At 34.7% G+C, this 24,598-nt stretch carries 27 protein-coding genes; 8 read left to right on the forward strand and 19 right to left on the reverse strand.

Translation table 11 applies throughout. The features are described 5' to 3' along the window. Positions 1–19: 19 nt before the first annotated feature. The 9 genes from ACT5E3_RS00540 to ACT5E3_RS00580 all read right to left on the reverse strand — a co-directional run bounded on the left by ACT5E3_RS00540 (position 20) and on the right by ACT5E3_RS00580 (position 5,224). On the reverse strand, positions 20–364 hold the full coding sequence (locus ACT5E3_RS00540) for a hypothetical protein (protein ID WP_444996369.1): 345 nt from the start codon (positions 362–364) through the stop codon (positions 20–22). A 1,173-nt stretch (positions 365–1,537) separates the two neighbouring features. After that, the gene (locus ACT5E3_RS00545) at positions 1,538–2,023 is read right to left on the reverse strand and encodes a hypothetical protein (RefSeq protein ID WP_444996370.1); all 486 of its coding nucleotides are present in this window, start codon (positions 2,021–2,023) and stop codon (positions 1,538–1,540) included. A 478-nt stretch (positions 2,024–2,501) separates the two neighbouring features. Continuing rightward, positions 2,502–2,837 carry a hypothetical protein gene (locus tag ACT5E3_RS00550; protein WP_444996371.1) on the reverse strand — a complete coding sequence of 112 codons (336 nt, stop codon included), beginning with the start codon at positions 2,835–2,837 and terminating at the stop codon, positions 2,502–2,504. Between the two features lie 79 nt (positions 2,838–2,916). Then, the gene (locus ACT5E3_RS00555) at positions 2,917–3,135 is read right to left on the reverse strand and encodes a DUF3368 domain-containing protein (RefSeq protein WP_444996372.1); all 219 of its coding nucleotides are present in this window, start codon (positions 3,133–3,135) and stop codon (positions 2,917–2,919) included. Positions 3,136–3,232: 97 nt separating this feature from the next. Further along, on the reverse strand, positions 3,233–3,403 hold the full coding sequence (locus ACT5E3_RS00560; protein ID WP_444996373.1) for a hypothetical protein: 171 nt from the start codon (positions 3,401–3,403) through the stop codon (positions 3,233–3,235). An 11-nt stretch (positions 3,404–3,414) separates the two neighbouring features. After that, entirely contained in the window at positions 3,415–3,648 is a 234-nt protein-coding gene (locus tag ACT5E3_RS00565) for a UPF0175 family protein (RefSeq protein ID WP_444996374.1), read from the reverse strand. A 111-nt stretch (positions 3,649–3,759) separates the two neighbouring features. Beyond that, positions 3,760–4,044: a hypothetical protein gene (locus ACT5E3_RS00570; RefSeq protein WP_444996375.1), complete on the reverse strand. Its 285-nt coding sequence runs from the start codon at positions 4,042–4,044 to the stop codon at positions 3,760–3,762. A gap of 413 nt (positions 4,045–4,457) precedes the next feature. Continuing rightward, the gene (locus ACT5E3_RS00575) at positions 4,458–4,754 is read right to left on the reverse strand and encodes a hypothetical protein (RefSeq protein WP_444996376.1); all 297 of its coding nucleotides are present in this window, start codon (positions 4,752–4,754) and stop codon (positions 4,458–4,460) included. Then, positions 4,751–5,224, reverse strand: coding sequence for a hypothetical protein (locus ACT5E3_RS00580; protein ID WP_444996377.1), 474 nt, complete (start codon positions 5,222–5,224; stop codon positions 4,751–4,753). The genes ACT5E3_RS00575 and ACT5E3_RS00580 overlap by 4 nt, the downstream gene beginning before the upstream one ends. A gap of 728 nt (positions 5,225–5,952) precedes the next feature. Here ACT5E3_RS00580 and ACT5E3_RS00585 point away from each other — a divergent pair. Both ACT5E3_RS00585 and ACT5E3_RS00590 read left to right on the forward strand, forming a co-directional pair. Next, positions 5,953–6,471 carry a hypothetical protein gene (locus tag ACT5E3_RS00585; protein WP_444996378.1) on the forward strand — a complete coding sequence of 173 codons (519 nt, stop codon included), beginning with the start codon at positions 5,953–5,955 and terminating at the stop codon, positions 6,469–6,471. Beyond that, a complete protein-coding gene (locus ACT5E3_RS00590; protein WP_444996379.1) occupies positions 6,471–6,788 on the forward strand; it encodes a hypothetical protein in 318 nt (105 codons plus the stop codon). Before ACT5E3_RS00585 ends, ACT5E3_RS00590 begins: the two co-directional genes overlap by 1 nt. An 88-nt stretch (positions 6,789–6,876) precedes the next feature. Here the strand turns inward: ACT5E3_RS00590 and ACT5E3_RS00595 are convergent, their stop codons facing one another. Together ACT5E3_RS00595 and ACT5E3_RS00600 are read right to left on the reverse strand one after the other, a co-directional pair. Then, positions 6,877–7,443, reverse strand: a complete 567-nt coding sequence (locus ACT5E3_RS00595) for a YceI family protein (protein WP_444996380.1) — start codon at positions 7,441–7,443, stop codon at positions 6,877–6,879. A 13-nt stretch (positions 7,444–7,456) separates the two neighbouring features. Further along, the gene (locus ACT5E3_RS00600) at positions 7,457–7,996 is read right to left on the reverse strand and encodes a cytochrome b (RefSeq protein WP_444996381.1); all 540 of its coding nucleotides are present in this window, start codon (positions 7,994–7,996) and stop codon (positions 7,457–7,459) included. 325 nt (positions 7,997–8,321) lie between these two features. Here ACT5E3_RS00600 and ACT5E3_RS00605 point away from each other — a divergent pair, with 325 nt between their 5' ends. Together ACT5E3_RS00605 and ACT5E3_RS00610 are read left to right on the forward strand one after the other, a co-directional pair. Further along, positions 8,322–9,617 (forward strand): glycerophosphodiester phosphodiesterase family protein, encoded by a 1,296-nt coding sequence (locus ACT5E3_RS00605; RefSeq protein ID WP_444996382.1) that lies wholly within the window; start codon positions 8,322–8,324, stop codon positions 9,615–9,617. 165 nt (positions 9,618–9,782) lie between these two features. Beyond that, on the forward strand, positions 9,783–9,989 hold the full coding sequence (locus ACT5E3_RS00610) for a helix-turn-helix domain-containing protein (protein WP_444996383.1): 207 nt from the start codon (positions 9,783–9,785) through the stop codon (positions 9,987–9,989). 35 nt (positions 9,990–10,024) lie between these two features. Here the strand turns inward: ACT5E3_RS00610 and ACT5E3_RS00615 are convergent, their stop codons facing one another. From ACT5E3_RS00615 to ACT5E3_RS00645, 7 genes are all read right to left on the reverse strand, one after another. After that, positions 10,025–10,909, reverse strand: coding sequence for an alpha/beta hydrolase (locus ACT5E3_RS00615; protein WP_444996384.1), 885 nt, complete (start codon positions 10,907–10,909; stop codon positions 10,025–10,027). Between the two features lie 52 nt (positions 10,910–10,961). Further along, positions 10,962–11,495, reverse strand: a complete 534-nt coding sequence (locus ACT5E3_RS00620; RefSeq protein ID WP_444996385.1) for a TetR/AcrR family transcriptional regulator — start codon at positions 11,493–11,495, stop codon at positions 10,962–10,964. 202 nt (positions 11,496–11,697) lie between these two features. After that, complete coding sequence (locus ACT5E3_RS00625; RefSeq protein WP_444996386.1) at positions 11,698–12,291, reverse strand: PqiC family protein; 594 nt, start codon at positions 12,289–12,291, stop codon at positions 11,698–11,700. Beyond that, on the reverse strand, positions 12,288–13,958 hold the full coding sequence (gene pqiB / locus ACT5E3_RS00630) for an intermembrane transport protein PqiB (protein WP_444996387.1): 1,671 nt from the start codon (positions 13,956–13,958) through the stop codon (positions 12,288–12,290). Before pqiB ends, ACT5E3_RS00625 begins: the two co-directional genes overlap by 4 nt. 16 nt (positions 13,959–13,974) lie before the next feature. Beyond that, entirely contained in the window at positions 13,975–14,598 is a 624-nt protein-coding gene (locus tag ACT5E3_RS00635) for a paraquat-inducible protein A (RefSeq protein WP_444996388.1), read from the reverse strand. Beyond that, positions 14,591–15,223, reverse strand: coding sequence for a paraquat-inducible protein A (locus tag ACT5E3_RS00640; protein ID WP_444996389.1), 633 nt, complete (start codon positions 15,221–15,223; stop codon positions 14,591–14,593). The genes ACT5E3_RS00635 and ACT5E3_RS00640 overlap by 8 nt, the downstream gene beginning before the upstream one ends. Before the next feature lie 1,205 nt (positions 15,224–16,428). Beyond that, positions 16,429–16,866, reverse strand: a complete 438-nt coding sequence (locus ACT5E3_RS00645) for an excinuclease ATPase subunit (protein WP_444996390.1) — start codon at positions 16,864–16,866, stop codon at positions 16,429–16,431. A gap of 283 nt (positions 16,867–17,149) precedes the next feature. Here ACT5E3_RS00645 and ACT5E3_RS00650 point away from each other — a divergent pair, with 283 nt between their 5' ends. The 3 genes from ACT5E3_RS00650 (at position 17,150) to ACT5E3_RS00660 (ending at position 19,880) form a co-directional block, all read left to right on the forward strand. After that, positions 17,150–18,592, forward strand: coding sequence for a hypothetical protein (locus ACT5E3_RS00650; RefSeq protein WP_444996391.1), 1,443 nt, complete (start codon positions 17,150–17,152; stop codon positions 18,590–18,592). A gap of 171 nt (positions 18,593–18,763) precedes the next feature. Next, entirely contained in the window at positions 18,764–19,438 is a 675-nt protein-coding gene (locus ACT5E3_RS00655; RefSeq protein WP_444996392.1) for a 2OG-Fe(II) oxygenase, read from the forward strand. A gap of 49 nt (positions 19,439–19,487) precedes the next feature. Next, on the forward strand, positions 19,488–19,880 hold the full coding sequence (locus ACT5E3_RS00660; RefSeq protein WP_444996393.1) for a hypothetical protein: 393 nt from the start codon (positions 19,488–19,490) through the stop codon (positions 19,878–19,880). Positions 19,881–19,914: 34 nt separating this feature from the next. Here the strand turns inward: ACT5E3_RS00660 and ACT5E3_RS00665 are convergent, their stop codons facing one another. Further along, the gene (locus ACT5E3_RS00665; protein ID WP_444996394.1) at positions 19,915–20,397 is read right to left on the reverse strand and encodes a winged helix-turn-helix transcriptional regulator; all 483 of its coding nucleotides are present in this window, start codon (positions 20,395–20,397) and stop codon (positions 19,915–19,917) included. 146 nt (positions 20,398–20,543) lie between these two features. Here ACT5E3_RS00665 and putA point away from each other — a divergent pair, with 146 nt between their 5' ends. Further along, positions 20,544–24,344, forward strand: coding sequence for a bifunctional proline dehydrogenase/L-glutamate gamma-semialdehyde dehydrogenase PutA (gene putA / locus ACT5E3_RS00670; RefSeq protein ID WP_444996395.1), 3,801 nt, complete (start codon positions 20,544–20,546; stop codon positions 24,342–24,344). Positions 24,345–24,598: the final 254 nt, after the last annotated feature.

Below are 24,598 nucleotides of genomic sequence, written 5' to 3' on the forward strand. Positions count from 1 at the left end.
CCGGCTACCCGATTATATTTCATTTACAACACTTGAGGATATCGTTACAAGATTCTTGAATTCTTTCACTCTTATCCGACTTTAACAACAGTAAAAGTTGAATCAGTTCTTCATCGTACAAACTTAGCCTTGGCTCGTAATTAAGAACGATACATCTTAACGAGTCTACAGCATTTGCTCTTGGAACATAATCTTTATCATTCATTCCTTTTTTTATTAAAGCAAATGCCTCTTTATAAAACGGTTCAGGCTTAGAAATAGAGCCTAAAATCTCAACTTTAGTTTCAGAGTCACAACTATCATATATATCAAACAATATTTCTATTGCTTCTTTTGTTGGAGGGATTCTAGGAGGTCGTCTCACTGGAGCGTTCCAATCAGCAAACCCAGACCAAATCATCCTCAGAGCGCTAATCCTTTCCCGCCTTCTTCTTTTCGAATTCAGATTAGATATTAATTGGAAAGTCTTATTTTCCAAATAAGTCTGTTGCTCTTCCGCTGATAAATGTAAAGGAGGTATTGGCTTCATTATTGGTAAATATAACATCTGATTGAATGCAGTTAATCTCATTAATATTCAAACAACCGTTTAACTGCATTTCGACTTTTTAAATATTATCAAATACTTACCTAACTTGACTGCTATGTCAACTCCGTATTTAATAAGATTAACTGCAATTAAATACAAGTGCACATTTTATTTCTTTTCAAAATCAATGAGTTATAAATATTAAGCTTCTCAATAACAAAAACATTGGGTTGTGCTACTTGTTTGAGTTGTATAAAAGCTATCACTCTCTCATTTCTACACAGTACTTAGATTTCTTCGTTTGAAATGCGCTCCCATACTCCATAGCTCGGTAGGCTGGGTTAGCCAAAGGCGTAACCCAGCGACCAATGTATCAATTAAAACAAGTATTCAACCGATAAAAATAAATTGTTAACAATAAGATATTTCGAAACATCAAAAGATAAAACTATCCTTAACCATTAGCGAACAGAATAAGTACTTTTATTTAATCACAATAAATTGAAAGATAAACGGTTGGGTTACGCTTTCGCTAACCACAACCTACTTGAGCCCAACGTACTATAGTGACTATTTTAATAATTACTTAACCTTACCATCGTTTCAATACAAAATTAAATTTACTGTTCAATATTTGATTATGTTCTACATCCATTTGACACTACTGAACTTGAAATTTTGCTAGTTTCACAAATAGAAACCAAATTGCAATTCGAAATTGTTTGTTTCCCAGATAAGTCCGGCCGAGGGTTTTTCCACCGACCTAAACACTCCAAGTAATCATATTCACTTAAAAATTTTATTTCTACACCAAAAAACACACGATGGTAACTCTGAACGCCAGAATTCAGATCAATCACCCAAATTATTCGAGAAGTAAAAAGCCCGATAATCACGATTAGACTTAAAACTAAACTTATAAATTTAATTTTCAAATTCTTCTTAAACATAAAGTCTCGCTAATAAGTTCGTAGTGACTTTCTAATTTTAGCGCATGGTTTTGTATTTTCATTGTTTGATGCATGCATTCAAGTACGGAGTTTTAATATCTAAAGATTTCACGTATTTTTCAAACTGAAGCCTCAGATCATAAATCAATTTAAGCTGAGCTTTATTTGGCAATGGCGATAGGTTTGGTAGAAAATACAGCGCCATTCCAACTTTCTCAGGATTTGTATGTATTTTGCCTCTGAAGAAATTAATTACTCTTTTATGGCCAAGCCCAGCAACTACTGCTTTTAAATAAGAATTCATTGAACTAGGATTGGCTCGCTCGATTGAAATTTCTAAAATATTCATTAAGTGATTTCTACTAAGAGTCACTTTATTAGCCAATACTAGCGCAATAGGTTGCACCGAAATAGTATCAGCATCTAATGCAGACTTTATATAGTTCCATCGTTTAGATTCTTCTAAAGATCTTAATTCCCTAGCAATAGCTTGCTCTCTTTTGGTATCTCTTGGCAATGATGCGAGTTCTTGAGGTTTTATCATAGTTTAATTATTAGACATAATGCCAAGTTTTTAATTTTTTAGGATTGAAGTAGCCCGGTAGGCTGGGTTAGCCAAAGGCGTAACCCAGCGACCAATGTATCAATTAAAACAAGTATTCAACCGATAAAAACAAACTGTTAACAATAAGATATTTCGAAACATCAAAAGATAAAATTATCCCTAACCATTAGCGAACTGAATAAGTACTTTTATTTAATCACAATAAATTGAAAGATAGACTGTTGGGTTACGCTTTCGCTAACCACAACCTACTTTAACCCAATGTACCGCGGTGCAATTAAATACAAGAGCACTTTTTATTCCTTTTTCAAAATCAATGAGTTATAAATATTAAGCTTCTCAATAACAAAATTATTGACCATAACTACTTACTTGAGTCGTATCATTTAACACCGTTATCAAGAAGGATAATGAGAAAATGAAAAGAAATTTCAAGTTTGTGGGTGGCTGTCCAATTTTATTTTTTAATTTTTATATAGTGAACTTTTTCAGTAACACCGTCACAACTATTAACCAAACCAATATCAACTTTTTTTCCTGCCATCATAGCTGCTAAAGCTACACTAAGTAATTTTTCTGAATGTGCATCATCGCTTCTAATTAATACGGCTTTTTTACCCCAAATTGAGTTGGTACAGTTATTTGGAGAAGCATACTCAGATTTTAGGTAAACAATAGTTAATGCGTCAGCTCCATACTGTTGTACTTGGTCAATTTCTTTATCAAATAAAGTTGCTGCATGAGCGTTTATCGATAGGAAAATAACTATAAAAGATTGAACTATTTTTTTCATTTTTACTCCTGAACTATTTAGTAAGTATATTTATTAATGCCTTGCTATGGGGCAACTGAAATTCTGTGCAGGTTGTTCCTCAGAGGCCAAATTTTTTGGCTGGAGTGTCTTGAGATAACTTTAATGCCAATTGGTATATATCTTGTCCTAATCTGAACCCTGTAGCACGAAGTTTATCTAGGTATGGCTTTACTGATTGGATATGACCTTTTTTCTTTGCTTCAAGCAAAACACCAACCATTCCAATAATATTACGCCCGAGCTTTTTTGCTATATTGCGTCCGGCTACTTCATCCATAATCAAAACGTCAGATTGAAGCTCAAGTGATAAAGCAATCGCTTCTGACTCGCCTAAGTCCAAATGTTTAGTGAGTTTATTGGCAACAGTCTAATTTTTAATTAAGTATTTGTAAAGTCCCTGGTTGCGTTTTCTTGGCTTGAACCAGTTCAGAAAACACAGCTTCTGGAATAAGTATTTCTAGGTAGAGTTTTTGTAATAGGTCGAGAGAGCCTATTTTTGCAAGATGAGTAATTGCGGTGGTATCGCTGACTACAATCTTATTCATTTTTTATGTCCTTATAAATCGTTATTTTTAATATCTTCGATTAGTTCATCTACATCATAATTTACCGATTCACCATTTTTTGAAAGAATTGTGTGGAAATCAAATTCGCTTTTTCCAATTAATTTACCTGCTAATGAGCCATGAATTCCTTTATATTTGTAAAGTGCAATTGCAAGTAGCTCAATTGCTTCATTTTCATCAACACCTATTTTTTCCATTAATGAACTATCAATTTCAATTTTCATAAAATCTCTTGGTTTTATTTATGTTTTTTGGGCATATAATCTGAAAATTAGGCCATCCATAACTTTTATTAATGAAAAAAGTCGAGGTGCTAGCTTACTTTTTAGAGCTTCTCATTCAATTAAATCCTCATACCCCAACTCTTCTAAGTAATCTTCAATCACATCGCAAATTTTCTCTGCATCTGTAGTGTGAATTGGCTGGTGAAGAACGATTACATTTTCTTTTGCATCTGTGGCGATTTTCGCGCACATTGAATCGAGAAAGGTTAACACATCTCTTGCTTCTGTCTCATTATCGACAGACTCCTTTTTAAGAATAGATAGGACACTTTCGTTCTTAAGCTCTGCTGCATAGTGAAGCATTATATCTTTTATTGGCCTGTGTATATTTATCATGGTGCAACCCTCATTCTACCTATCTTTTCCATTTTACCAGCCCGGTAGACTGGGTTAGCCAAAGGCGTAACCCAGCGACCAATGTATCAATTAAAACAAGTATTCAACCGATAAAAACAAACTGTTAACAATAAGATATTTCGAAACATCAAAAGATAAAATTATCCCTAACCATTAGCGAACTGAATAAGTACTTTTATTTAATCACAATAAATTGAAAGATAGACTGTTGGGTTACGCTTTCGCTAACCACAACCTACTTGAACCCAACGTACCGCGGTGCTATTAAATAAAAGTGCACTTTTTATTCCAAGTAAAAATGAGTTAACGTAAAGCAACTGAGAAAACCACAATTTAACACTAGTTCATAAAAGTTAAAGATGTCCTCGTTTAGTACTTATCTTCTTAAAGTTTTATGCATTATCTATTTCAGTATTCCACTGTTTTTCGTAGCCTGAGCTTTCTAAATACCCACCTAATGTGTTATAAAGTTTTTCGGTCCAATACTGAGAGCTTCCTGAGCAAGGTAAATGAATATTGCCTTCTGCAGATTTATTAATCATTTCCCAAAAAAATTGGCTAAGAATAGTTGCTTCTTCGCCGGAGGTAACAACACCTGCCTTTAGAATTTTTTCCGCCTTAGTATTGTTGAGGAGAGCGGCAAAGTGTAGCGCTACTATCTTTTCTTCGTCATAGGCATATTCAATCATAATACCCTCCTTGCATCTTTTATTATAGACATTCGATGTGCAACTATCTTTAGTTTGTTCACTAGTTGAAGTAGAGTCATTGGTTCAGTAATTGTAAGCAAAAAATGCCCCTTTTTCTTTTTGTCAGGCATAAATTTCATATGTTGGGGCAAATCAGCCTTTTCAAGTACCCAGTATACATTTATTGATGCACCTTTATTATGCTTTTCTTTCATTTTATAAACACCTTTAAGGTGCTGCCAGTTTGAAGAAAATGAAAGCCCCATTTGATCATGAGGTAGCACCCATTTTTTATCTTCTGAGAAAAACCAATCATTTTCTCTTATGCCTTTTAATAGTACATCGCCTTTTTGAACATCTCTCTTTCGGTATAATGTCGGATGGCTTAAGTTTCTAGTTGGCCTCGCTAAATACCCTTCATATATTTTTATTTTTTCTCGAAGATCCTCAACTGTTTTAAATTGTTCCATGGATTATTAATTTTTTAGGGTTTAAATAATGATCAAATACTCACCTAATTCAACCGTTATGTCAACTTAGTGTTGAATAGATTTAATGACGATAAAAATCGATTTTCATTTTCAAAAACGCATAAAAAACCACGCACTAATATCCAAAATATTAACGTTGTTTTTTCCTATTTTTTCTTAGGTTTTTACTGCTTTTTTATGATAGTATTTCTCCTGCAATCGACTGCATTCAGTCGGTCATTTTGCAGGAGCTGAAATGTTTGAATGGCATTTTTTTCTGTTTGTAAAAACAGGCGCAAGAAAATAAAGTTTGAACGATTTATCAGTTGCAAACTAAAACCATTAACTTAAAAGTTAGTTGGCCGTTAGACGCCCCGGGCAGTAGTTGACGCTACATACCCAGGACTAGGCCACAGTCACTCTTGGGAGTAACCATGACTTATCTTTATTATAAAGCTTTGTCGCTAGCAGCGCGAGCCCAGTTTTTCAGACACCTTAGGTGTGTTTTCATTATCACTAGTCTTCATACCTTGCATTTAACCTTTTGTTTCTTAAAGAAAAAAATCATTATCTAGTCCTATTTTAACCAGTTTTAGACGAATTGTTTGATATTTGAGATATTCAAATTAAGCATTGTTGTGCCTAAAAAAGCCACCAGCAACCTTAAACAATCCGTCATAACCCAGTTTGAGAAGCTGGGTAAGTGCATGGTTAATGGGACCCAATGAATGATATCGAGTGCAAAAAAAGAGTCTTCTCTTTCTGGTCAGTTGAGCAAATGGCTTTACCTGCTCATAAGCCGTATGACCAGTTTTTTAAAATCACAACCGAAAACTGTTAGCAAAAGAAACACAAAAGGAATTCAACAAATGCAATTACCACCCAATGATTTTTTTAATCAAAAACAATCACAAAAATCCATTGAACAACTGCTTATCGATGCCAGAAACTTATACGGGCTTTCAGGTGAACTGATTGGTATATATTTACCCAACTTTAAAAACCCCCAACAACAATACCAACTGTTTTCACTCATTTGTAACTTCTTTCAAATGGAAAAACGTTTTAACTTAAAACTGATTGAAATGAATATTGATGTATTCAACTACCAATACAACACCGACATGCTATTTAACACGCCTTTAGTCAAATACGATTTAATCAGTAGTGTGAATCAGTTTTTAGAAGCGGTGCAAACTGGAAAACAACCCCTCGTTGTTCGTTCACCCAATCGAGGGCGTTACTAATGAGTCAAAAAATATTCTTTAAGCAACAAGAAATTAAAAATGTTTTATTAGAAAGCCGAGAGGTCATGGATATTACCGCCCACTTTTTATGCGCGTTACTAAAGTGCCAATTTAACCACGACCAACAAAACCTGATTTATTCACTGTCGCTCAGTTATAACCAGATGGAGCAGTTGATTAATGATAGCCTTAAAACCAATTTTGATATTGATATGTTTGATAAAAATCATCAAACCATTTATTCCAATATTAATAAAGAGTTAAAAATAAAACTCGAACAACTGGCGGAGCAAATTAATAGAAGCGCAACAGAATAACCATTACGATGATTTAAGCGGAATAAATAAAGCCTCAATTAAATAACAAACTAATTGAGGCTTATTAAGCGGTTATTTTTAGAGTAGGTTACTTCTTACGGATCCCTTCAATTTGAAGATCCATTAAAACTTCAGATGAAGAACCAACATTAGGAATACCAAAATCTTTTAAAGTGAGTACTGTTGTGCCAGAAAAACCAACACGATATCCACCCCAAGGATCTTTACCTTCACCAATTTTTTCTGCATCAATCGTGATACTTTTGGTGACACCGTGTAAAGTTAAATCGCCAGTTATTGCTAACTGATCATTGCCTTTATCGGTTACTTTTTTACTAACAAACTTTGCGGTTCCAAATTTACTGACATCGAGGTAATCGCTACTTTTTAAATGCTTGTCTCGCTCCGCATGATTTGAATCAATGCTAGTGGTATCAATATTAATGGCAATTTTAGAGTCTGCGACTTTTTTGGCGTCGTAACTAAATTCTCCTGAGAACTTATTAAAACGACCAGTTAACCACGAATAACCTAAATGTTTAATTTTAAAGTTAACAGAAGCGTGCGCGCCGCGTGTGTCAACGGTATAGTCTGCGGCAGATACGCTAAGAGATAAAGCGGCTGATGCAACAAGGGCTGTGAGTATTTTCTTCATTTTCTTCTCCGGTTTAATTAATCATTCTTTTTAAAGTGTTATCTTTATCAACAAAGTGATGTTTTAGAGCTGCGGCTGCATGTAAGACGACAAGCCCTATTAAAATGTAGGCGAGCCATTGGTGAAAAAGCCCAGCTATGTCCTCTTGATTTTCCAGTAGTGTGCCAATAGATGGGAGCTCAAACAAGCCAAATACTGAAATGCCTCTTTCATCGGCAGTTGAAATCAGATAACCGCTGATGATGATGGTAAAAATTAAAATGTAAATCAGTAGGTGAGTGGCTTTAGCTAATTTTTGCTCTATTGGTTTGTGGCTTTTTAAGCCTTCTGGCGGAGGCGACAAATATCGCCAAAAAATCCTGAAAATCATAATAAAAGCTAATATGATGCCAACGCTTTTATGGTAATAAGGCGCATCTTTATACCATTGATCGTAATAAGTGAGTTCGACCATCCAAATACCTACCGCAAACATCCCCAATATAACCGCTGCAACCAGCCAGTGTAAGGATTTGGAGACAATGCCATACGTACTTGAAGTGTTTTTATACATATTAACCACCGTAAATTAACTGAGTCTATACGTTATATCAAAAAAGCGTGATTGATAATCATTATTTTTTGATTAATTGTGTCTAAATTTTGAATTATTCATTTTTTAACCTAATTATCTGATTTTATTAATAAAATATCTCTTTCATATATATTGCTTTTTACTATCAAAGTAAACCAAATATAAATCTGTATGAGATGGATAGAGGTGTAAAAGCGTTTAAGCGTTAATACTGCTTGTCACTGAAATTACATTGAAGTGTCACAGACTAGCCACATAAGGTGAACACACTGCTTTTTCTAATCGTTAAGCAGGGGATAATAAAATGAATATACCTAAAATTTTGAGTCGAGTTTCTTTGATATCAACAGTGCTTTTAGGAGTGAGTCATTTAGCTGTGGCTAAAGACTATGCAAACGAAAAAAGTATTCCGTGGCACCATAAGGCAAAATCTGCTCAACTTGGGCCAAGACCTTATTATTTAGTTGATGATATGGATGTTGGAAAACTTAAAGGACAGCTGCAACGTTGCTCGAATAAAACACGGTTTAGAAAGACCGACTTCTCAATTGGTCATCGTGGTGCTGCCATGCAGTTTCCTGAGCATACCAAAGAGTCATATGTTGCTGCGGCTAGAATGGGCGCTGGTGTTTTAGAGTGTGATGTAACGTTTACTAAAGATAGAGAGTTAGTGTGTCGTCACTCACAATGTGATTTACATACAACTACCAATATTTTGCAAACATCTTTAGCGGCTAAATGTTCAGTACCATTTACGCCGGCTACTTATGATGTTGATGGCAATTTATTAACACCTGCTTCCGCCAAGTGCTGTACTAGTGATATCACCTTGGAAGAGTTTAAAACATTAAAAGGTAAAATGGATGGTGCTAATGCTCAGGGGAAAACAGTCGAAGAATATTTGGCTGGCACACCCGGTTGGAGAACTGATTTGTATATTCAAAATGGGACTTTATTAAGCCATGCTGAGAGCATTCAGTTATTCAAATCACTCGGTGTCAAAATGACCCCAGAGCTAAAATCGCCGAGTGTAGAAATGCCTTATGAAGGAGATTACACCCAAGAAGATTATGCTCAACAAATGATCAATGAATATAAGCAAGCCCGAGTAAGACCTTATCAAGTATTAGCGCAGTCGTTTAATATTGATGATTTGCATTATTGGATAAAAAATGAACCACGATTTGCTCGGCAAGCTGTTTATTTAGATGGTCGGTATGATGATGCCAAATTTGACTTTCGTGATCCATCAACTTGGTCACCAAGCATGGAAGAGTTAGTTGCAGATGGTGTAAAAATTATTGCTCCACCATTGTGGATGTTGATTGATCTTGATAGTAATAATAAGCTTGTTCCTTCCTTGTATGCTAAAACAGCTAAAGCTGCTGGTTTGGAGATTATTACCTGGACATTGGAGCGTTCTGGGCCGCTTGGCCAAGGTGGCGGCTGGTATTATCAGTCGGTAACTCCTGCAATTAATAATGATGGCGATATGCTAGAAGTTTTGGATGTTTTAGCAAAAGATGTGGGTGTGAAAGGTGTTTTTTCTGATTGGCCTGCAACAGTTTCTTACTATGCTAATTGTAAAGGTTTAAAGTAGTCATAAAAGCGCAGTATTAAACTGAATACTGCGCTAATCAGTTTTAAAAAATTGATTAAGAATAATTGAAAATCAATAAATATGAACTGCTATTAGTGTTCATTTTAAGTGCTAACTAGAACTAAGTTATGCAAAAATCATGATTCAATAAAATGAAGAAATATAATGCCAATAATTGTGAATTTAGATGTTGTGCTAGCAAAACGTAAGTTAAAATCAAAAGAGCTTGCTAAAGAAATAGGTATTAGTGAACAAAACTTGTCGATGTTAAAGTCGGGTAGAGTAAAGGGCGTAAGATTTTCGACGGTAGAAAAAATTTGTAAAGTGTTAAGTTGCCAACCTGGTGACTTGTTAGAGTACCGAGAAGAATAACACTATTTATTTTCTATCGTTTTTATTGCATAGATTCATATAGGACCTACTTGTTGAGGTTTTAGCTTATCATTAGGATTTATCATTTCCTGAAGTGCATCCCATGTGCAATCAGATGATATGACTCTTCCGTGTCCTAAATTTTTAGTTTTGCTTAATTTTATGTGAGGATATTTTTTTACAATATTTTCGCTGATAACAAAAGGGGCAAATTGATCGATCTGATCATGGACAATCGTAATTTCTCCAGGATAATAGGGTAAATGGGCGGTAGGATCTATCTGGGCAATTTGCATATTATGGCGAGATTCAAGATCGCGTAATACACTGGTGAGTAAGCGTATTGGTACACCACTTGCCTCGACTTTTTGAAAAAGAGAATTAACAAAATCAAATACGGGAGCAATTAAAAGTAATGGGTATGGTTTGTTTAAAGCATTTAGTGCTGCGGTCGCAGCCATAGAATGTGAAATGATTGCAACGATTTGGTGTTGTTTTTCAATAAAGTTGAGTATTTGTTTTTTGGTTTTAATAAAAAGGAATAGATTGGCTTCATTACCCGAACTGAGTCCGTGGGCTAATTGATCAAAGGCGATTGCCTGGTAACCTGATTTTGCTATTCTTTCCATTAATGGAAAAAGCTGTGTTGCCGAGCCTGACCAACCATGACTTAAAAAGATCACTGGACCACTGCCTAAAGAGTATAATTTGACCATTCCGTCAGGGGTTGTTACTTCTTCTAAACGCATTTGACTAGGTATTTCACCTGGTTTTCTACGCACAGGTTTAAGGAGTATTTTTTTACCAAAATATAGCATTGGTTTTTTGGGTAACGAAAGAATTAAAGATGTGATGATTCGAGTCACCCACCAAGAAAAGCCTTTACTACTGTTGTTGGAAAAATAAATATTAGATGCCATATTGAAGTCCTTATTTTTGTATAGCAAAATATTGATTTTGCCATTGGTCTTATTATACTAAATGTCGATTAATCAAATCTTCAAAGCCTTTTTTAAAATACTTTCGATTTTCTTTTTCATTGTCTAACCATCTGAATGTTTGACTACATAAATAAAGAGAATACAGTTCAAAAGCGAATTGCTTACAATGGGTATTTTTTTTGAATACTTTTGCTTCGACTATTTCTTGAGCAACCGATTCTAGGTAATTGAGCCAACGCTCAAGTTGATATTGAAGGAGATCTCGCATTGGGCCTGGTTGAGTGTCAAATATGGTGATTGCAGACATAAAAATACAATTATGTGCGCTTTCATTAAACCAATTAAGCCAATTGTCCATTAACATTTTTAAACGTTCTAGCGGTGGTGTATCAGTATTGATAGGTTCAATGACTTTTGCTGCAAACAGCTGACCTGCATATTCTAAAACGGCTATCTGGAGATTATCCCTTGATTTAAAGTGAGCAAACAGCCCGCTTTTTGATAAGTCCGTGGCTTTGGCAAGTTCTCCAAATGTAATGCGATCTAAGCTAGTGCGAGTTGCCATATCAAGCGCCTTAGCTAAGATTAAGTATTTTGTTTGTTCTGATTTACTCAAGGTCAATGATTAAGTTGTTCACAAATAGGTAATAATTATAATAGCACGACCGTTTTATTTTACAAGTTGGTTTGTTAAATTGGTAGTATTACCAGTGGGTTAATTACTTTGCGTTGTTTACTTAACAGAGTATTGTCTAAAACTAAACTGGTTATTTGAGTTGAGTTAAAAACTGAGATAAATGCTGAGTTAATTCATCAAGTAATAATTGCATACTCGAAACTGCGTGAGCATAGCCATTTTGAGAGAGTTGTTTCTCAAAATAAAAAGTAGCATTTTTAGGTATTTGGTTCTGATTTGCTAACCAATACTGGCCTGATAAAATAACTTTAGATTCATGTGTTGGATAAAAATGATCAATTTGAATGGTTAAATTTTGATGATCCATAGAATATTGATTTGTTTGAGTCAAATAATAACTTTCAGAGTTTTGATTTAGATTGTTTATGATTACTTTTGGAATACTTGATTCTAAAGCTTCTGCCCATAAATGATACTGAGCATAATGTAGCTGATTAGTTGATATTTTCATTACTAATCTGGGTTGTAGTAAATAATCGGGTAAAACAATACGATTTAAATAAATAGCTTTTTGGGTTTGCGTATTAGAATGATTAATATTGTTAATACTTTTTGTTTTTAATGGATTATTATTTAATAAATAATATTGAGTTTTATCTACAGAATTACTGCTACAACCATATAGAGTAAATAATACGGTTAAAAAGATAATGATTTTTTTCATTGATTACTTCCTGATTGAGTCGCTTTTTTAGGCTCGATGTCATCTTTTTGATCACCCACAAATATCAGACTATTGGGTTGATCATTGAGCTGTTTTAGCACTGGTTTTAAATCATACAAGGTTGACTGTAATACTTTTAAAGTTTTTGTTAGTTCTTGATAGCCTTGAGAGTCTTCAGAAATACCTGCTGTCGCTAGCGTTATTTGATTAAGTGCCTCATTAATTTTTTGAGGTAAGTTTTGTTGATTCGCGTTTGCTAATAATGTTGATAAATTTTTGCTAGAGTTTTCCAGTTCTTTTACTGTAGAGGTTAAGTTTTTTAACAGCGTATTGGTATTTTTAGATAAATCAGATAGTGGAAGCTTATTTAACTTATCCATAAAAACTGAAGCCTTTCGGGTAATTTGAGAAAAGTCATCTTCCATCGTTGGTATAATGGTATATTTATTTTCAGAAAAAGCGGTTAACTTTTTAACTGGCAGGTTATTAAAATGCTGAAGTTCAATAAAAAGGCTACCGGTTAATAAATTGCCGGTCTTTAAACTGGCTTTAAGTCCATCTTTGATCCAATGTTGGATTTGTGCATCCATACTTTTAAGTCCTACATCACTATCAGGAAAGCCAACTTTGCCCGGCTGTAGCCTAATTAAAACAGGAATTTTGACCGCTTCTTCAAGCAACGTTGTGTGATCGGCTTCATGTATATTCGTGGAAACAACATGACCTAAATTAATACCCCGATATTCTACGGGAGCACCAACATTTAAACCTCTGATAGAATTGCTAACTAACACCACATATTCAATGGATTTTTTAAAGCGTTCAGCATTGGCTGCTTCATAGCTTGGATAAACTTTAAAATATTCTCGTTGAGTAATTTGTTGACCTTTTGGCATGCCTTCTGGTATTCCAAACGTAACACCGTTAGTTAGCAAAGTTTCAACATTACCTGTTTGTAATGAAATACCATCTGCTTTTAAGTCTAAAGTAAAACCACTGGCATTCCAAAATCGAGTGTTTTCAGTAATTAAACGGTGATAAGGCGCTTTAACAAATGCATTATAATAAACAATACGTTCTTCAAAATTGAAGTAAACATCTTCAAACTTACCAACACTAAGGCCTTTGTAAATAATAGGATCTCCAGGAGAAAAGGCAAATTTATCATCGCTGTTTAAAGTAATATGTATTCCAGGTGTTCCTGCTGGTGTTACTGGTGGGGTTTCTAAACCAACAAAATCATATTTTTCTTTTTTTTCGATACCTGGTGATATTTCAATGTAATCGCCAGAAAGAATTGTACCCAGTCCTGAAATTCCATTGGTTCCAATGCGAGGTTTAACGACCCAAAATTCGGTATCTGATTTCAACAGTGACTCTGTATTTTTATTCATTCTAATGGAAACTATAATACCGTCAAACTTTTCATTTAATCTTAAATCAGTGACCTTACCAATGGTAATATCTCTTAACTTTAATTTTGTTGTACCAACTTCTATACCATCTGCACTTTCAAATGAAATGGTAACTAAAGGCCCTTGTTGACTTAGTGTATAAAATATCATCCAAGCCCCAATTAATAGCGCAACTATCGGAATAAACCAAACCTTAGAAATTCGTTTTATCGGTTCTACATTCGCTTCTACAGCGGTTTCTTCTGACGACATGTATTTATTCCATATTTTATTTTTTATGATTGATTGGATCCCAAATTAATCTGGGATCAAAACTAATTGCTGCTAGCATGGTGGCAATAACCATACCTGCAAATGCGATAGATGCAATACCTGGTAAAATAGTCATTATATTACCCATTTGTATAAGAGCAACTAATATAGCAACAACAAAGACGTCAACCATTGACCAACGACCAATAAACTCTGTCACTCGATAGAGTTCAATATTTTTTTGATGAGAATTAAATTTTTGTTTTGCTACACCAAAACATAGCCATGATATTGCAAAAAATTTTCCAACCGGAACAAGAACACTAGCAATAAATATAATAGCAGCCACAGGATATGAGCCATGCTGCCAGAGTGAAATAACACCACCTAAAATGGTATTACCTGTTTTTTGTCCTAATAAATTGGTATACATAATGGGCATTAGATTAGCTGGTAAATAAAGTATGAACCCAGTAATTAACCAGGCGACTGTATTTTGTAAGCTATTTTTATTACGTGAATGTAATTTGCTTTTGCAGAGTTTACAGTGTGTATCTGAAAAGGGATGTAAGGTTAAACAGACATGACAATTCTTAAGCTGACTATTTGACGCTGAAATGGTTAGACGTTTTTTATTCATGTGTTTTAATCCAACGCCATGCTTGATATTGATCTAAATGGCTTATAGTGGCAGATAAACATAGTATAAATAAAACATAAGCAATAAATGATAAACCCAAGGTCAGTTTGGCGAGTGAAGCGATTTTGATAAAACTGACTAAAATCGCAACCAAAAATATTTCTGCCATATTCCAATTCAGTAATGAAAATAAAAATCGAAGTATGTTGCTGGTATAAGGCAATAAATATCGGCATTTCAATGATATCATGACATAGATAAGTCCTAACAAAAATAAACTTGGAATGATTATAGTAGTTGCTAATATTAGAACAGCAATACTATTAAAGTCTGTTTCTGCAATGCTTTGTATACTTTGGATAAGGGTAATATTTCTTTCATTACCTTGAGCACTAAATGAAAGAAAAGGAAAAGGTATTGCTAGTAGAAGAAAAGTAAGTGCAGCTATTGATAGTGCAAAAATTTTTGTTTGTGCATTGCTGAAATTTCGTGTTATCACATATCCACACCGAGGACATGTCACTCTACAATTTAAACCGATAGTTGGTATATTGACTAGCAAATCGCACTCATGACAAGCGACGACTTCATTTTTTTTACTATAATCATTATGTTCACTACTCATTTATTGGCATGGTTTAACTGATAAAAGTAATAAAAGCTTACTATAACTTGTGTATTGAAAGTCTACAATGATGAATTGAAGTAAAAAGAAAAATTGCTAGCGAGTGAATAGGAGCAATGGTATGAATACGATTTGCTTTATAATTGAGCATATAGTGTTTAACAACATCGCCTTTATTACACTATTTTGTGTGAATCATTATTCAGTTAGTTTCGCTGATAATCTATTTATCCTCTGTTGAAACAATAATATCTTCATTTTTATATTTGCTTTTAACGGAAACTTACACGGAAAATAAACTGGTATAACCGACTAAGATTTTTGTCGGCTTAATAAAAGCTTTATTCCTAAATTAGAGATAAGTAATGATTAACAGGTGAAGGCTTTGTTTAGTCGGTTTAACAAAGTAAATGTTACTCGTTTTATTATTTTTTGAGATGTTTTTATTGTGGATTTGCTAATAAAAATATAAGAGAGCCTTCGGCTGATTCTTCAATTATGTACTTGATAATATATAAAAATTAATAAGCAATATATTGGTAAGTACATGATAAACTTTTAAAGTTTATGGAAAAATTATCCTATAAAAAATCAGATAAAAGCACTGTGTACTAATAAACAAAAGGACAGTAATAAACCTTTTAGTGATTACTGTGCCATTATGCTAAGTGACTGTTTTATTAAATCAGGAGTTGTGTTAAACGCACTAAAGCTAAAAAATGTTGGTCTCATTCAGGAAAAAAGCATATTCTATTGGCAGAAGAGTTGGCGGTTGTAATCAAAACTAGCCGACCAGTGGGCTTTTAGCTCTAAAGAAAATACCTCCGGTATCCTTTTAAGATTAGTTATAAATTTTTTAATTTATAACTATTCTTTTAATATGCAAGCTACGCCTTATTTGCACGAAGAACAAAGAGTTGATAGCGCACTCATGATGATGCAAACAACATTACCTGCTTATTTACTAGCGACTATCTTTATCACATTTCTTTTTTATTTTTCAGCAAAAAAACTAAATGATAAAAAACTCCCAGAGTAAAGCGTTTTATTATTTATGCTCGATTAGTTGAGTGTATTTATGATATATGTACATTCTGGAAAAACAAATGAAAAAGCTAAAAATAAATCAAAGTCGGTACAGAAAAAATACAAGTAAAAGAAGAATAAAACCCTACAATAATTTTGTAGGGTTTTGAAAGTGATTCTTACTTTTCTATTTTTACTACTTCTCCAACTAAAGCCACACCAGCAACAAAACTTCCTGCGCCACATTGAAAACTAGTATCACTAGAGGTCAATGTGCCTTTGTAGTTCGATTTTATATTAATGACAGCATTACCACCTTCTTTAATCGCTCGTTGCTTTAATGATTTCATTGCTGATGCAAAAGCCCACTGGCAAGCCTCTTTATCACTTTTTCCAAAAGCATTTGTTTTTTTATTGGTTTTAAACTCACCCATTGATTTTTTTATTTTTTTAGGTTTTTTATTACCAAAATAGAAGCTGACTTCATTACCTACAGCCTGCTTAATTTTTTCTATTGACATCGCCTCATCGACTGAATAGTCACTGATTGTATCTCGTGCCATTGCCGAGCCTGCAAAAGTGCTTAATATTAGTAAGCTAATAATGTTTGTTTTCATGTTTGTCTTCACCCTATGATTATAATCTCACTGTTATTAATTAATGATAATGTCAAAAAATCACTAAAATAGTATTTTTAGGTTTGCAAGAGGAGCTTACCTTTTTTTCCTGTTCAGCAAAAGCGTGTTTTAATAATATTTTATAGATATTAGTATAATCATGTTATATACATAACAAAGTTGACATCTTTTAATAATAGAACCAGAATCATAATGATAACAATTGTTTGCAATGGGTTGACTGCTACAATAAGACATTGCTCCTCGCATAGAAAAGGAAAGAATGATGAAGCCAATATTACTAATTCATGGATATTCTTCAGAAGGAAAAGATACGTCGATCAACGAAATATATGGTAATTTGCCAGATTTGTTAAAAGAAGAGTTTGGCGAAAGTAATGTAAAAAGTATTAATTTAAGTCGTTGGATATCTTTGAGTAATGGAGTCAAGCTTGATGATGTCAGTTATGCGATGCAGCGGGCTTTAACTAGCCAATATAAAAGTTTGCTTAATGATGGTTTTAATGTTGTTATCCACAGTACAGGGGCATTAGTTATTAGAAATTGGATTAAAATGTTTAGTCCAAAGCCTTGCCCTATCAATAATTTGGTACATTTAGCTGGCGCTAATTTTGGTAGTGGATTAGCACACATTGGTCAAGGGCGCTTGTCCCGTTGGGGGCGTTATTTATTTGGCGGAACTGGCGTGGGTAAGTATATTTTAGAAGAGTTGGAATTTGGTTCATCAAAAACGATTGATTTACACTCCTATTTTTTACAAGAAAATAATGATATTTATCGCGACTATCGTGTTCAAGAATTTTGTATAATTGGCTCTCAAACTTTAAAGTATATGCGTCAAATCCCTATCCGTTATGTTAAAGAAGACTCTTCAGATAATACGGTGAGAACAAGCGCTTGTAATTTAAATTTTAATTTGATTAAAATAAAACCTAAAAAAAATATTACTGAATTATCTATAAAAAAAATAAATAATATTTTAGAAAAACGAAAAAATAATGAAAGCTTTAAAGATGAAAACTATCAATTTGATTTGTCAGGACTAAGTGTAAATCGTCAGGAAGTACCTTTTACAATTGCTTATGAAACTGCTCATTTTGGTGATGATATTGGTATTGTTTCTGGTCAGTCAAATCGTAAAGCGGTTATACCAATGGTAGTTAAAGCGCTTAGTACTGAAGCAGATGAAATATCCTATCAAAAAACGATTGATAGCTTTAAAGCGAATACGTCAAAAACTTTTAATCGAGTCAAAAAATTTAAATGGTCATTGATTGAATGGAATAAACAAGAGCAATATGAAGGGCATTCGCAATTGATTTTTAGATTGCGTGATCAATTTGGAAGTCCAGTCACAGAATATGATTTAACCTTTAAATCCAAGAATAAAAAAATGAATGCACTCGAATCAATGATTGAAGATGAACATATTAATCAGCAAACGCCAGCCAATAAAACTCTTTATTTAAGAACACAAAAATATGACAGCGATAATAAAGAATGGATTGATTTAATGGCCAATGTGTCGCCACTGAATGTTGAGGTGACGGCAATTGAAGCTGAGTCAGAAGAAATTACTTATGTACCTATTAATCTCAGTTTATCAAGTAAGCAATTACAAAGCATAGTGCAAAGCTTTAAAACAACCATTGTTGATATTGAGATGATACGTCTACCGTCAAGTAAGGTATTTACTATAAAATAAATATTAAACTTAATAATTAATAGTTGTTTTAAAGCTTTATTTCATTCAATATTCGTAACTAATAAATATTGCTATTGGTGCTTGGTTAGTCATATTCAGGCTAATCAAATTTTGCGGTATATTATTTAATAATTTTATGAGTTAATTGCAAAATTAGGTTGGATAATAGAGTTGGTTAAATTAAATAGATTACCTAAAGCTAGTGACGGTAACACAATCGATGAAACCTTATTCGGACTGATTGCCGAAGATATCGAAAAGCAAGGTTATAGTATTCGTCCTAGCGCATTACCAGATGCAATAGCGAGTTCATTATATTCCCACCAGTTGAGTTTAAGCGCAAATAAATATAGCGACGCAGGTATTGGACGTGGGGGAGACTACTTAAAAAATGAATTTGTAAGAACAGATGAAATTTGTTGGATAACTGGCGAGTCAGAAGCCGGAAGTTTATGGATTGATTGGACGTCAAGATTACAAAACTTCTTAAACCAGAGACTATTTTTAGGTTTATTTTCTTTTGAAAGTCACTTTGCTCATTATTCACCAGGAGATTATTACAAAAGACATTTAGATGCCTTTCGTGGTGAAGCGAATCGAACGTTATCAGTTGTCACCTATTTAAATCCAGGATGGGGTAATACCGATGGTGGTGAGCTGGTACTTTATTGTGATGAACATGATAGAGAAGGTTTAAAAGTTGTGCCGCTTTATGGGACTATCGTTGTATTTTTAAGTGAGGAATTTTCACATGAGGTGTTAACAGCCAGTAGAGATAGATATTCTGTGGCTGGTTGGTTTCGTGTTAATACGTCAATTGATAATAAAATTGATCCACCTTGTTAAGAGTGCTGCCTTGGTGTTCAAGTAAAAGTTGTTCATCAGAGAAATTATTGTGAAAGATAAAGTGTTGATGTATCAATTGATGAAGTTAATAATCCTAATACTTCTTTTAATTTCTGAGAATACTTTTGCTTGTATTCCAAGTGTAACAACAAAACCTACTCTATCTTTTATTGTTGAACCTGTATTTCTCAAGGAAATCGATTCCAATAGCCAAAGAGCTAGGGTTAAGGCTATTTTACATTTATCTGCTTCAGGAAAAGTATTGAAAATATCACATTTAGAGGTTGAGCCTGCTAATTTACCTAAAGAACCCATTTTAAGAGCCATACGACATGCTAAGTTTATACCTGGTATGATGAATGAGAGAAGAATAGAGGTAGAAGATTACGAGTTTGTATGGGAATTTGAATTAAATAAAAAATTATCGATTAATTTAGATTGAACTCAATCATTCACTATAAGCACTCATAGCGGCTTTAATATTTTAGCGGTAACCCTTTATCAATCTTAATTCGTTCAATGACCACGTAGGTATGATTTTTAGCAACACCTGGAATATCAACCACTTGACCTAAAACCGCACGATATTCTGCCATATCAGAAATGCGAATTTTAAGTAGATAATCAAAGCCGCCTGCAACCATATCACATTCAGTGATTTGCTTAATACTTTCCACCTGCTCAGAAAAATTATCGAAGACCTCAGAGGTCGATTTATCCAATGTGACTTCAACATAGGCGGTTAAACCAAATTTAAGTTTAGCAGCATTTAAAACCGCACCATAACGTTCAATATAGCCTTCAGCTTCTAGCCGTTTGACCCGATCGAGGCAGGGGCTGGCACTTAAATTGACTTTTTTGGCTAAATTGACATTAGAAATTCGGCTATTTGATTGAAGAACATCTAAAATTGCTAAATCTATCTTATCAAGTGTGCGGATTTTATTAGAATTTGTCATGATCAGTATTTTCTACGGTAAAGCTTTCATTATTCCCTGTAATTTACGGTAATTTAATGAAATTCACCAGCACATTCTGCTGTGATTTCTATAAAATTCGCTGACTTATTCGTATTCCGCCTAAATTATTGTTTGAGGATTTTCTTATGTTATTTAATGAATCACTGGTTACTGAGTGTCCGATTCGTCAAAAGATCCGTGATTTTTATCGTATTGATGAGAATCAAATAATTGATCATATTTTACCACTCGCTGAAGTTGGGGTGAGTGCACGTAGCCGGGCTTGGGAGCGGGCGCGTAAGATGGTGGTTAATATTCGTGATGATCAAGAAGGTCAAGGTGGTATTGATGCATTACTGAACGAGTTCTCTCTGTCATCAGAAGAGGGTGTTGTACTTATGTGTTTGGCTGAAGCTTTGCTTCGAGTACCCGACTCTGAAACCCAAGACAGCTTAATTCGCGATAAATTGGCAAAAGGTGACTGGAGTTCGCACTTGGGTAATAGTGATTCATTATTTGTTAATGCTTCTTCTTGGGGGTTGTTAGTCACAGGAAAAATGGTGAATTACTCTGATAAAACTCAAGAGTCACAATTTGGCGTTTTAAAAAGAACGGTTGGTCGTTTAGGTGAGCCAGTGATCCGAAAGTCTGTGCAATTTGCCATGAAAATTATGGGAAAACAATTTGTTATGGGACGAACAATAGGAGAGGCGATTGAAAGAGCCGTTGAAAAAGAAGAAAAAGGATATGCTTATTCTTACGATATGCTTGGAGAAGGCGCACGCACTATGTTGGATGCTAATCGTTATTTTGATAGCTATATGTCAGCGATTCATTCGATTGGTAAGGCCGCTAATGGGCGTGGCCCAATAAAAAGCCCGGGTATCTCTGTTAAGTTATCTGCAATACACCCACGTTATGAATTTACCCACCGTCATAGAGTAATGGATGAACTGGTTCCAAAATTAAAAGAACTGGCTTTGGCTGCCAAAAAATATGATATTGGCTTTACTGTTGATGCTGAAGAGGCGGATCGTTTAGATATTTCTTTGGACATAATCGAATCAGTATTTTTGGATGATGAGCTAGGTGATTGGAATGGTTTTGGTTTAGCGGTTCAAGCTTATCAAAAAAGAGCTATTTTTGTGATTGACTGGTTAGGCGAGTTAACCCAAAGGACTCACCGTAAACTAATGGTAAGGCTTGTTAAAGGGGCCTACTGGGACACGGAAATTAAAACTACGCAACAAGATGGCTTAGAAGATTTTCCTGTCTTTACCCGTAAAGCGGCTACTGATGTTTCTTATAAAGCTTGCGCCATTAAATTAATGGAAATGCGCGATAGAGTTTTCCCGCAATTTGCGACGCATAATGCCTATACTGCAGCCACTATTCTTGAAGTAGCTAATGGTGAGCATCAAGGATATGAATTCCAGCGTTTACATGGAATGGGAGAGTCTTTATATGATCAAATTGTAAGACAAGATCAAGTCCAATGCCGAGTTTATGCGCCCGTTGGACAGCACGAAGATTTATTAGCTTATTTAGTTAGGCGACTGTTAGAAAATGGTGCAAACTCATCATTTGTAAATGCCATTGTTGATGAGTCAAAACCTGTTGAGTCATTGTTACCCGATCCGGTAGAAAAAATTCAAAGTCTGAAAGATAGAGTTAACCCTCAAATTAATATGCCGATTGATTTATATGGTGCGGAAAGAGATAACTCAAAAGGAGTTGATTTAACTGATATCAATCATCTTACGCCTATGAAGGAAAATCTGGATAACTGGGTTAAGAATCATATGCTTTCGTTAGAAAATGTTCCTAAAGGATCGAAAGCGGTTTGTAATCCTGCAAATAGAAACGAAGTGATTGGTTATATTACTCATCAAGACGAAGAGCAAATGCGTTGGATGATTGATAATGCAGAAAGTGCGTTGGCCGATTGGTCTGCTAAACCGGTTAAGGAGCGGGCTAATGTTTTGAGGCGAACTGCTGATATTCTTGAACGTCATCGTGATGAATTAATTGCTCTGTGTATTAAAGAGGCTGGCAAAGTTGCGCAAGATGGTGTTGATGAAGTTCGAGAAGCTGTCGATTTTTGCCGCTACTATGCTGCGCGAGCTGAAGAATTAGCGCAAGACGAACGTTTTGAAGCACGAGGTGTTATTTTGTGTATCAGTCCGTGGAACTTTCCGCTTGCTATATTCTTAGGGCAAGTTGCTGCGGCAATGGTTACTGGTAATACAGTAATTGCAAAACCAGCCGAGCAAACAACTTTAATTGCGTTACGCACCATTGAGTTGATGCAAGCTGTAGGTTTGCCTGAAAATGTGGTTCAAGCTGTGGTTGCTCGTGGTAGCAAAGTGGGGCAAATTATTATTCCTGATGAACGAGTAAAAGCAGTCATGTTTACCGGCTCAACAGACACTGGTACTCAAATTGCGCAAACATTAGCTGAGCGTGGCGGCAATCAAGTACCGTTGATTGCTGAAACAGGCGGGCAAAACTGTATGATTGTTGATTCAACAGCATTGCCTGAACAGGTTGTAGATGATGTTATTTCATCGGGCTTTCAAAGTGCCGGGCAGCGTTGTTCTGCGCTAAGGGTTTTATTTTTGCAGGAAGAAATCGCTGACAAAGTGGTTAATATGTTGAAAGGGGCATTAAAAGAACTGCATGTTGGTGATCCTTCGATGCTATCGACAGATGTTGGTCCAGTGATCGATCAAAAAGCATTAGATGCATTGAATGAGCATGTTGAGTATTTAAAAGGTAAAGCAACTTTACATTACCAGTGTGAAATACCTTTTATGGATGATACTGAACACTTCTTTTTTGCACCACGCTTATATGAAATCAAAGATCTATCGGTATTAAAGCAAGAAGTTTTTGGACCTTGTGTACACATTATTCGTTTTAAAGGAACAGAACTAGATAATGTGATTGAGCAAGTTAATGGTACAGGTTTTGGTTTAACCATGGGAATCCACTCGCGTATTGAAGCGCGTGCAGATTACTTAGCTAAAGCGTCTAAAGCCGGAAATATTTATGTCAATCGTAATATGATAGGCGCTGTTGTTGGCGCACAACCATTTGGTGGACGTGGACTTTCTGGTACAGGACCTAAAGCGGGTGGGCCTAGCTATTTAACACGTCTGGTAAAAGAAAAAGCATCACCAGAAAATGTACAAACTACTCAAGAAAAACCTGACAATGTTGATTTTCAAATTTCATCTGCTGAGCAAGATAACGTTAATTTATTAATGAAACTTTCACAGCGTGATGAAGTAAAGTGGCGAGTAACAGATTTAAACCAAAGAGTTTCATTGGTGAGGCAGTTAATTGCTAAAATTGCTAATGTAGAAAGTGTTAATGAGTTTGCTGATGATTTAGCTAAAACCTTAAGTGATGCCAGAATGCAGCTGAATAATATTGAGAAGCGACTTGCAAAGCCAAAAACCATGCCTGGTCCAACGGGTGAATCCAATAAGCTTTACCTCGAACCTAGAGGTTGTGTTGTTTGTTATGCTGATAAAGATACCTCATTTAATTTTTGGGCAATCTCAATTATTACTGCGTTAGCGACAGGAAACACTGTTATTACTGTAGTTTCTGATTTATTTCATAATGAAGCGCTTGAGTTTCGTAATAAATTTTTAGCAACTGGGGTGGCGGAAGGGATATTACAAGTGGCTAAATTGAATCAGCTTAAAGCGATTCTGGCTCACCCACACTTAGCGGGTGCTGTAATTGGTAGTGGTTGTGAAAGAAAAGATTTTGTGAACACTGAATTAGCTGCAAGAAGTGGTGCTATTTTACCTGTGATTAGCAGTGAATATTATGACACGCTGATTAGTCGACTGTTAACAGAAAAAACGGTGAGTATCGATACGACCGCATCGGGTGGTAATACTTCGTTAATGACTTTAACTGAAGAAGACTAGTTGTTATATAATTTTCTGGTTCACAAACTATGCAGCAACTTAAGTAAAGTTGCTGCAATTAATAAAATTAACCACTAAACTGAATATACTATTTGAAGTAAAGATGATAGAACAATAAATCACTTCATCTTCAACTATCAACATTTAGCTAAAACTCAAGAGTTTGTATAAGCTAAGAATTTTTGATGTTAATCTTAGACCATCCATTTTTAATAGCTGCTTAACTATACCAAACGATTGAAAAGATAGGCCGT

The sequence above is a fragment of the Aliikangiella litoralis genome (genome assembly GCF_052495765.1).

What these genes read in the sequence shown, in the direction of transcription:
- ACT5E3_RS00545 (WP_444996370.1), bottom strand. Translation starts at nt 2,023, where the DNA reads ATGATAAAACCTCAAGAACTCGCATCATTGCCAAGAGATACCAAAAGA.
- ACT5E3_RS00550 (WP_444996371.1), bottom strand. Translation starts at nt 2,837, where the DNA reads ATGAAAAAAATAGTTCAATCTTTTATAGTTATTTTCCTATCGATAAAC.
- ACT5E3_RS00555 (WP_444996372.1), bottom strand. Translation starts at nt 3,135, where the DNA reads ATGGATGAAGTAGCCGGACGCAATATAGCAAAAAAGCTCGGGCGTAAT.
- ACT5E3_RS00560 (WP_444996373.1), bottom strand. Translation starts at nt 3,403, where the DNA reads ATGAATAAGATTGTAGTCAGCGATACCACCGCAATTACTCATCTTGCA.
- ACT5E3_RS00565 (WP_444996374.1), bottom strand. Translation starts at nt 3,648, where the DNA reads ATGAAAATTGAAATTGATAGTTCATTAATGGAAAAAATAGGTGTTGAT.
- ACT5E3_RS00570 (WP_444996375.1), bottom strand. Translation starts at nt 4,044, where the DNA reads ATGATAAATATACACAGGCCAATAAAAGATATAATGCTTCACTATGCA.
- ACT5E3_RS00575 (WP_444996376.1), bottom strand. Translation starts at nt 4,754, where the DNA reads ATGATTGAATATGCCTATGACGAAGAAAAGATAGTAGCGCTACACTTT.
- ACT5E3_RS00580 (WP_444996377.1), bottom strand. Translation starts at nt 5,224, where the DNA reads ATGGAACAATTTAAAACAGTTGAGGATCTTCGAGAAAAAATAAAAATA.
- ACT5E3_RS00585 (WP_444996378.1), top strand. Translation starts at nt 5,953, where the DNA reads ATGATATCGAGTGCAAAAAAAGAGTCTTCTCTTTCTGGTCAGTTGAGC.
- ACT5E3_RS00590 (WP_444996379.1), top strand. Translation starts at nt 6,471, where the DNA reads ATGAGTCAAAAAATATTCTTTAAGCAACAAGAAATTAAAAATGTTTTA.
- ACT5E3_RS00595 (WP_444996380.1), bottom strand. Translation starts at nt 7,443, where the DNA reads ATGAAGAAAATACTCACAGCCCTTGTTGCATCAGCCGCTTTATCTCTT.
- ACT5E3_RS00600 (WP_444996381.1), bottom strand. Translation starts at nt 7,996, where the DNA reads ATGTATAAAAACACTTCAAGTACGTATGGCATTGTCTCCAAATCCTTA.
- ACT5E3_RS00605 (WP_444996382.1), top strand. Translation starts at nt 8,322, where the DNA reads ATGAATATACCTAAAATTTTGAGTCGAGTTTCTTTGATATCAACAGTG.
- ACT5E3_RS00610 (WP_444996383.1), top strand. Translation starts at nt 9,783, where the DNA reads ATGCCAATAATTGTGAATTTAGATGTTGTGCTAGCAAAACGTAAGTTA.
- ACT5E3_RS00615 (WP_444996384.1), bottom strand. Translation starts at nt 10,909, where the DNA reads ATGGCATCTAATATTTATTTTTCCAACAACAGTAGTAAAGGCTTTTCT.
- ACT5E3_RS00620 (WP_444996385.1), bottom strand. Translation starts at nt 11,495, where the DNA reads ATGGCAACTCGCACTAGCTTAGATCGCATTACATTTGGAGAACTTGCC.
- ACT5E3_RS00625 (WP_444996386.1), bottom strand. Translation starts at nt 12,291, where the DNA reads ATGAAAAAAATCATTATCTTTTTAACCGTATTATTTACTCTATATGGT.
- pqiB (WP_444996387.1), bottom strand. Translation starts at nt 13,958, where the DNA reads ATGTCGTCAGAAGAAACCGCTGTAGAAGCGAATGTAGAACCGATAAAA.
- ACT5E3_RS00635 (WP_444996388.1), bottom strand. Translation starts at nt 14,598, where the DNA reads ATGAATAAAAAACGTCTAACCATTTCAGCGTCAAATAGTCAGCTTAAG.
- ACT5E3_RS00640 (WP_444996389.1), bottom strand. Translation starts at nt 15,223, where the DNA reads ATGAGTAGTGAACATAATGATTATAGTAAAAAAAATGAAGTCGTCGCT.
- ACT5E3_RS00645 (WP_444996390.1), bottom strand. Translation starts at nt 16,866, where the DNA reads ATGAAAACAAACATTATTAGCTTACTAATATTAAGCACTTTTGCAGGC.
- ACT5E3_RS00650 (WP_444996391.1), top strand. Translation starts at nt 17,150, where the DNA reads ATGATGAAGCCAATATTACTAATTCATGGATATTCTTCAGAAGGAAAA.
- ACT5E3_RS00665 (WP_444996394.1), bottom strand. Translation starts at nt 20,397, where the DNA reads ATGACAAATTCTAATAAAATCCGCACACTTGATAAGATAGATTTAGCA.
- putA (WP_444996395.1), top strand. Translation starts at nt 20,544, where the DNA reads ATGTTATTTAATGAATCACTGGTTACTGAGTGTCCGATTCGTCAAAAG.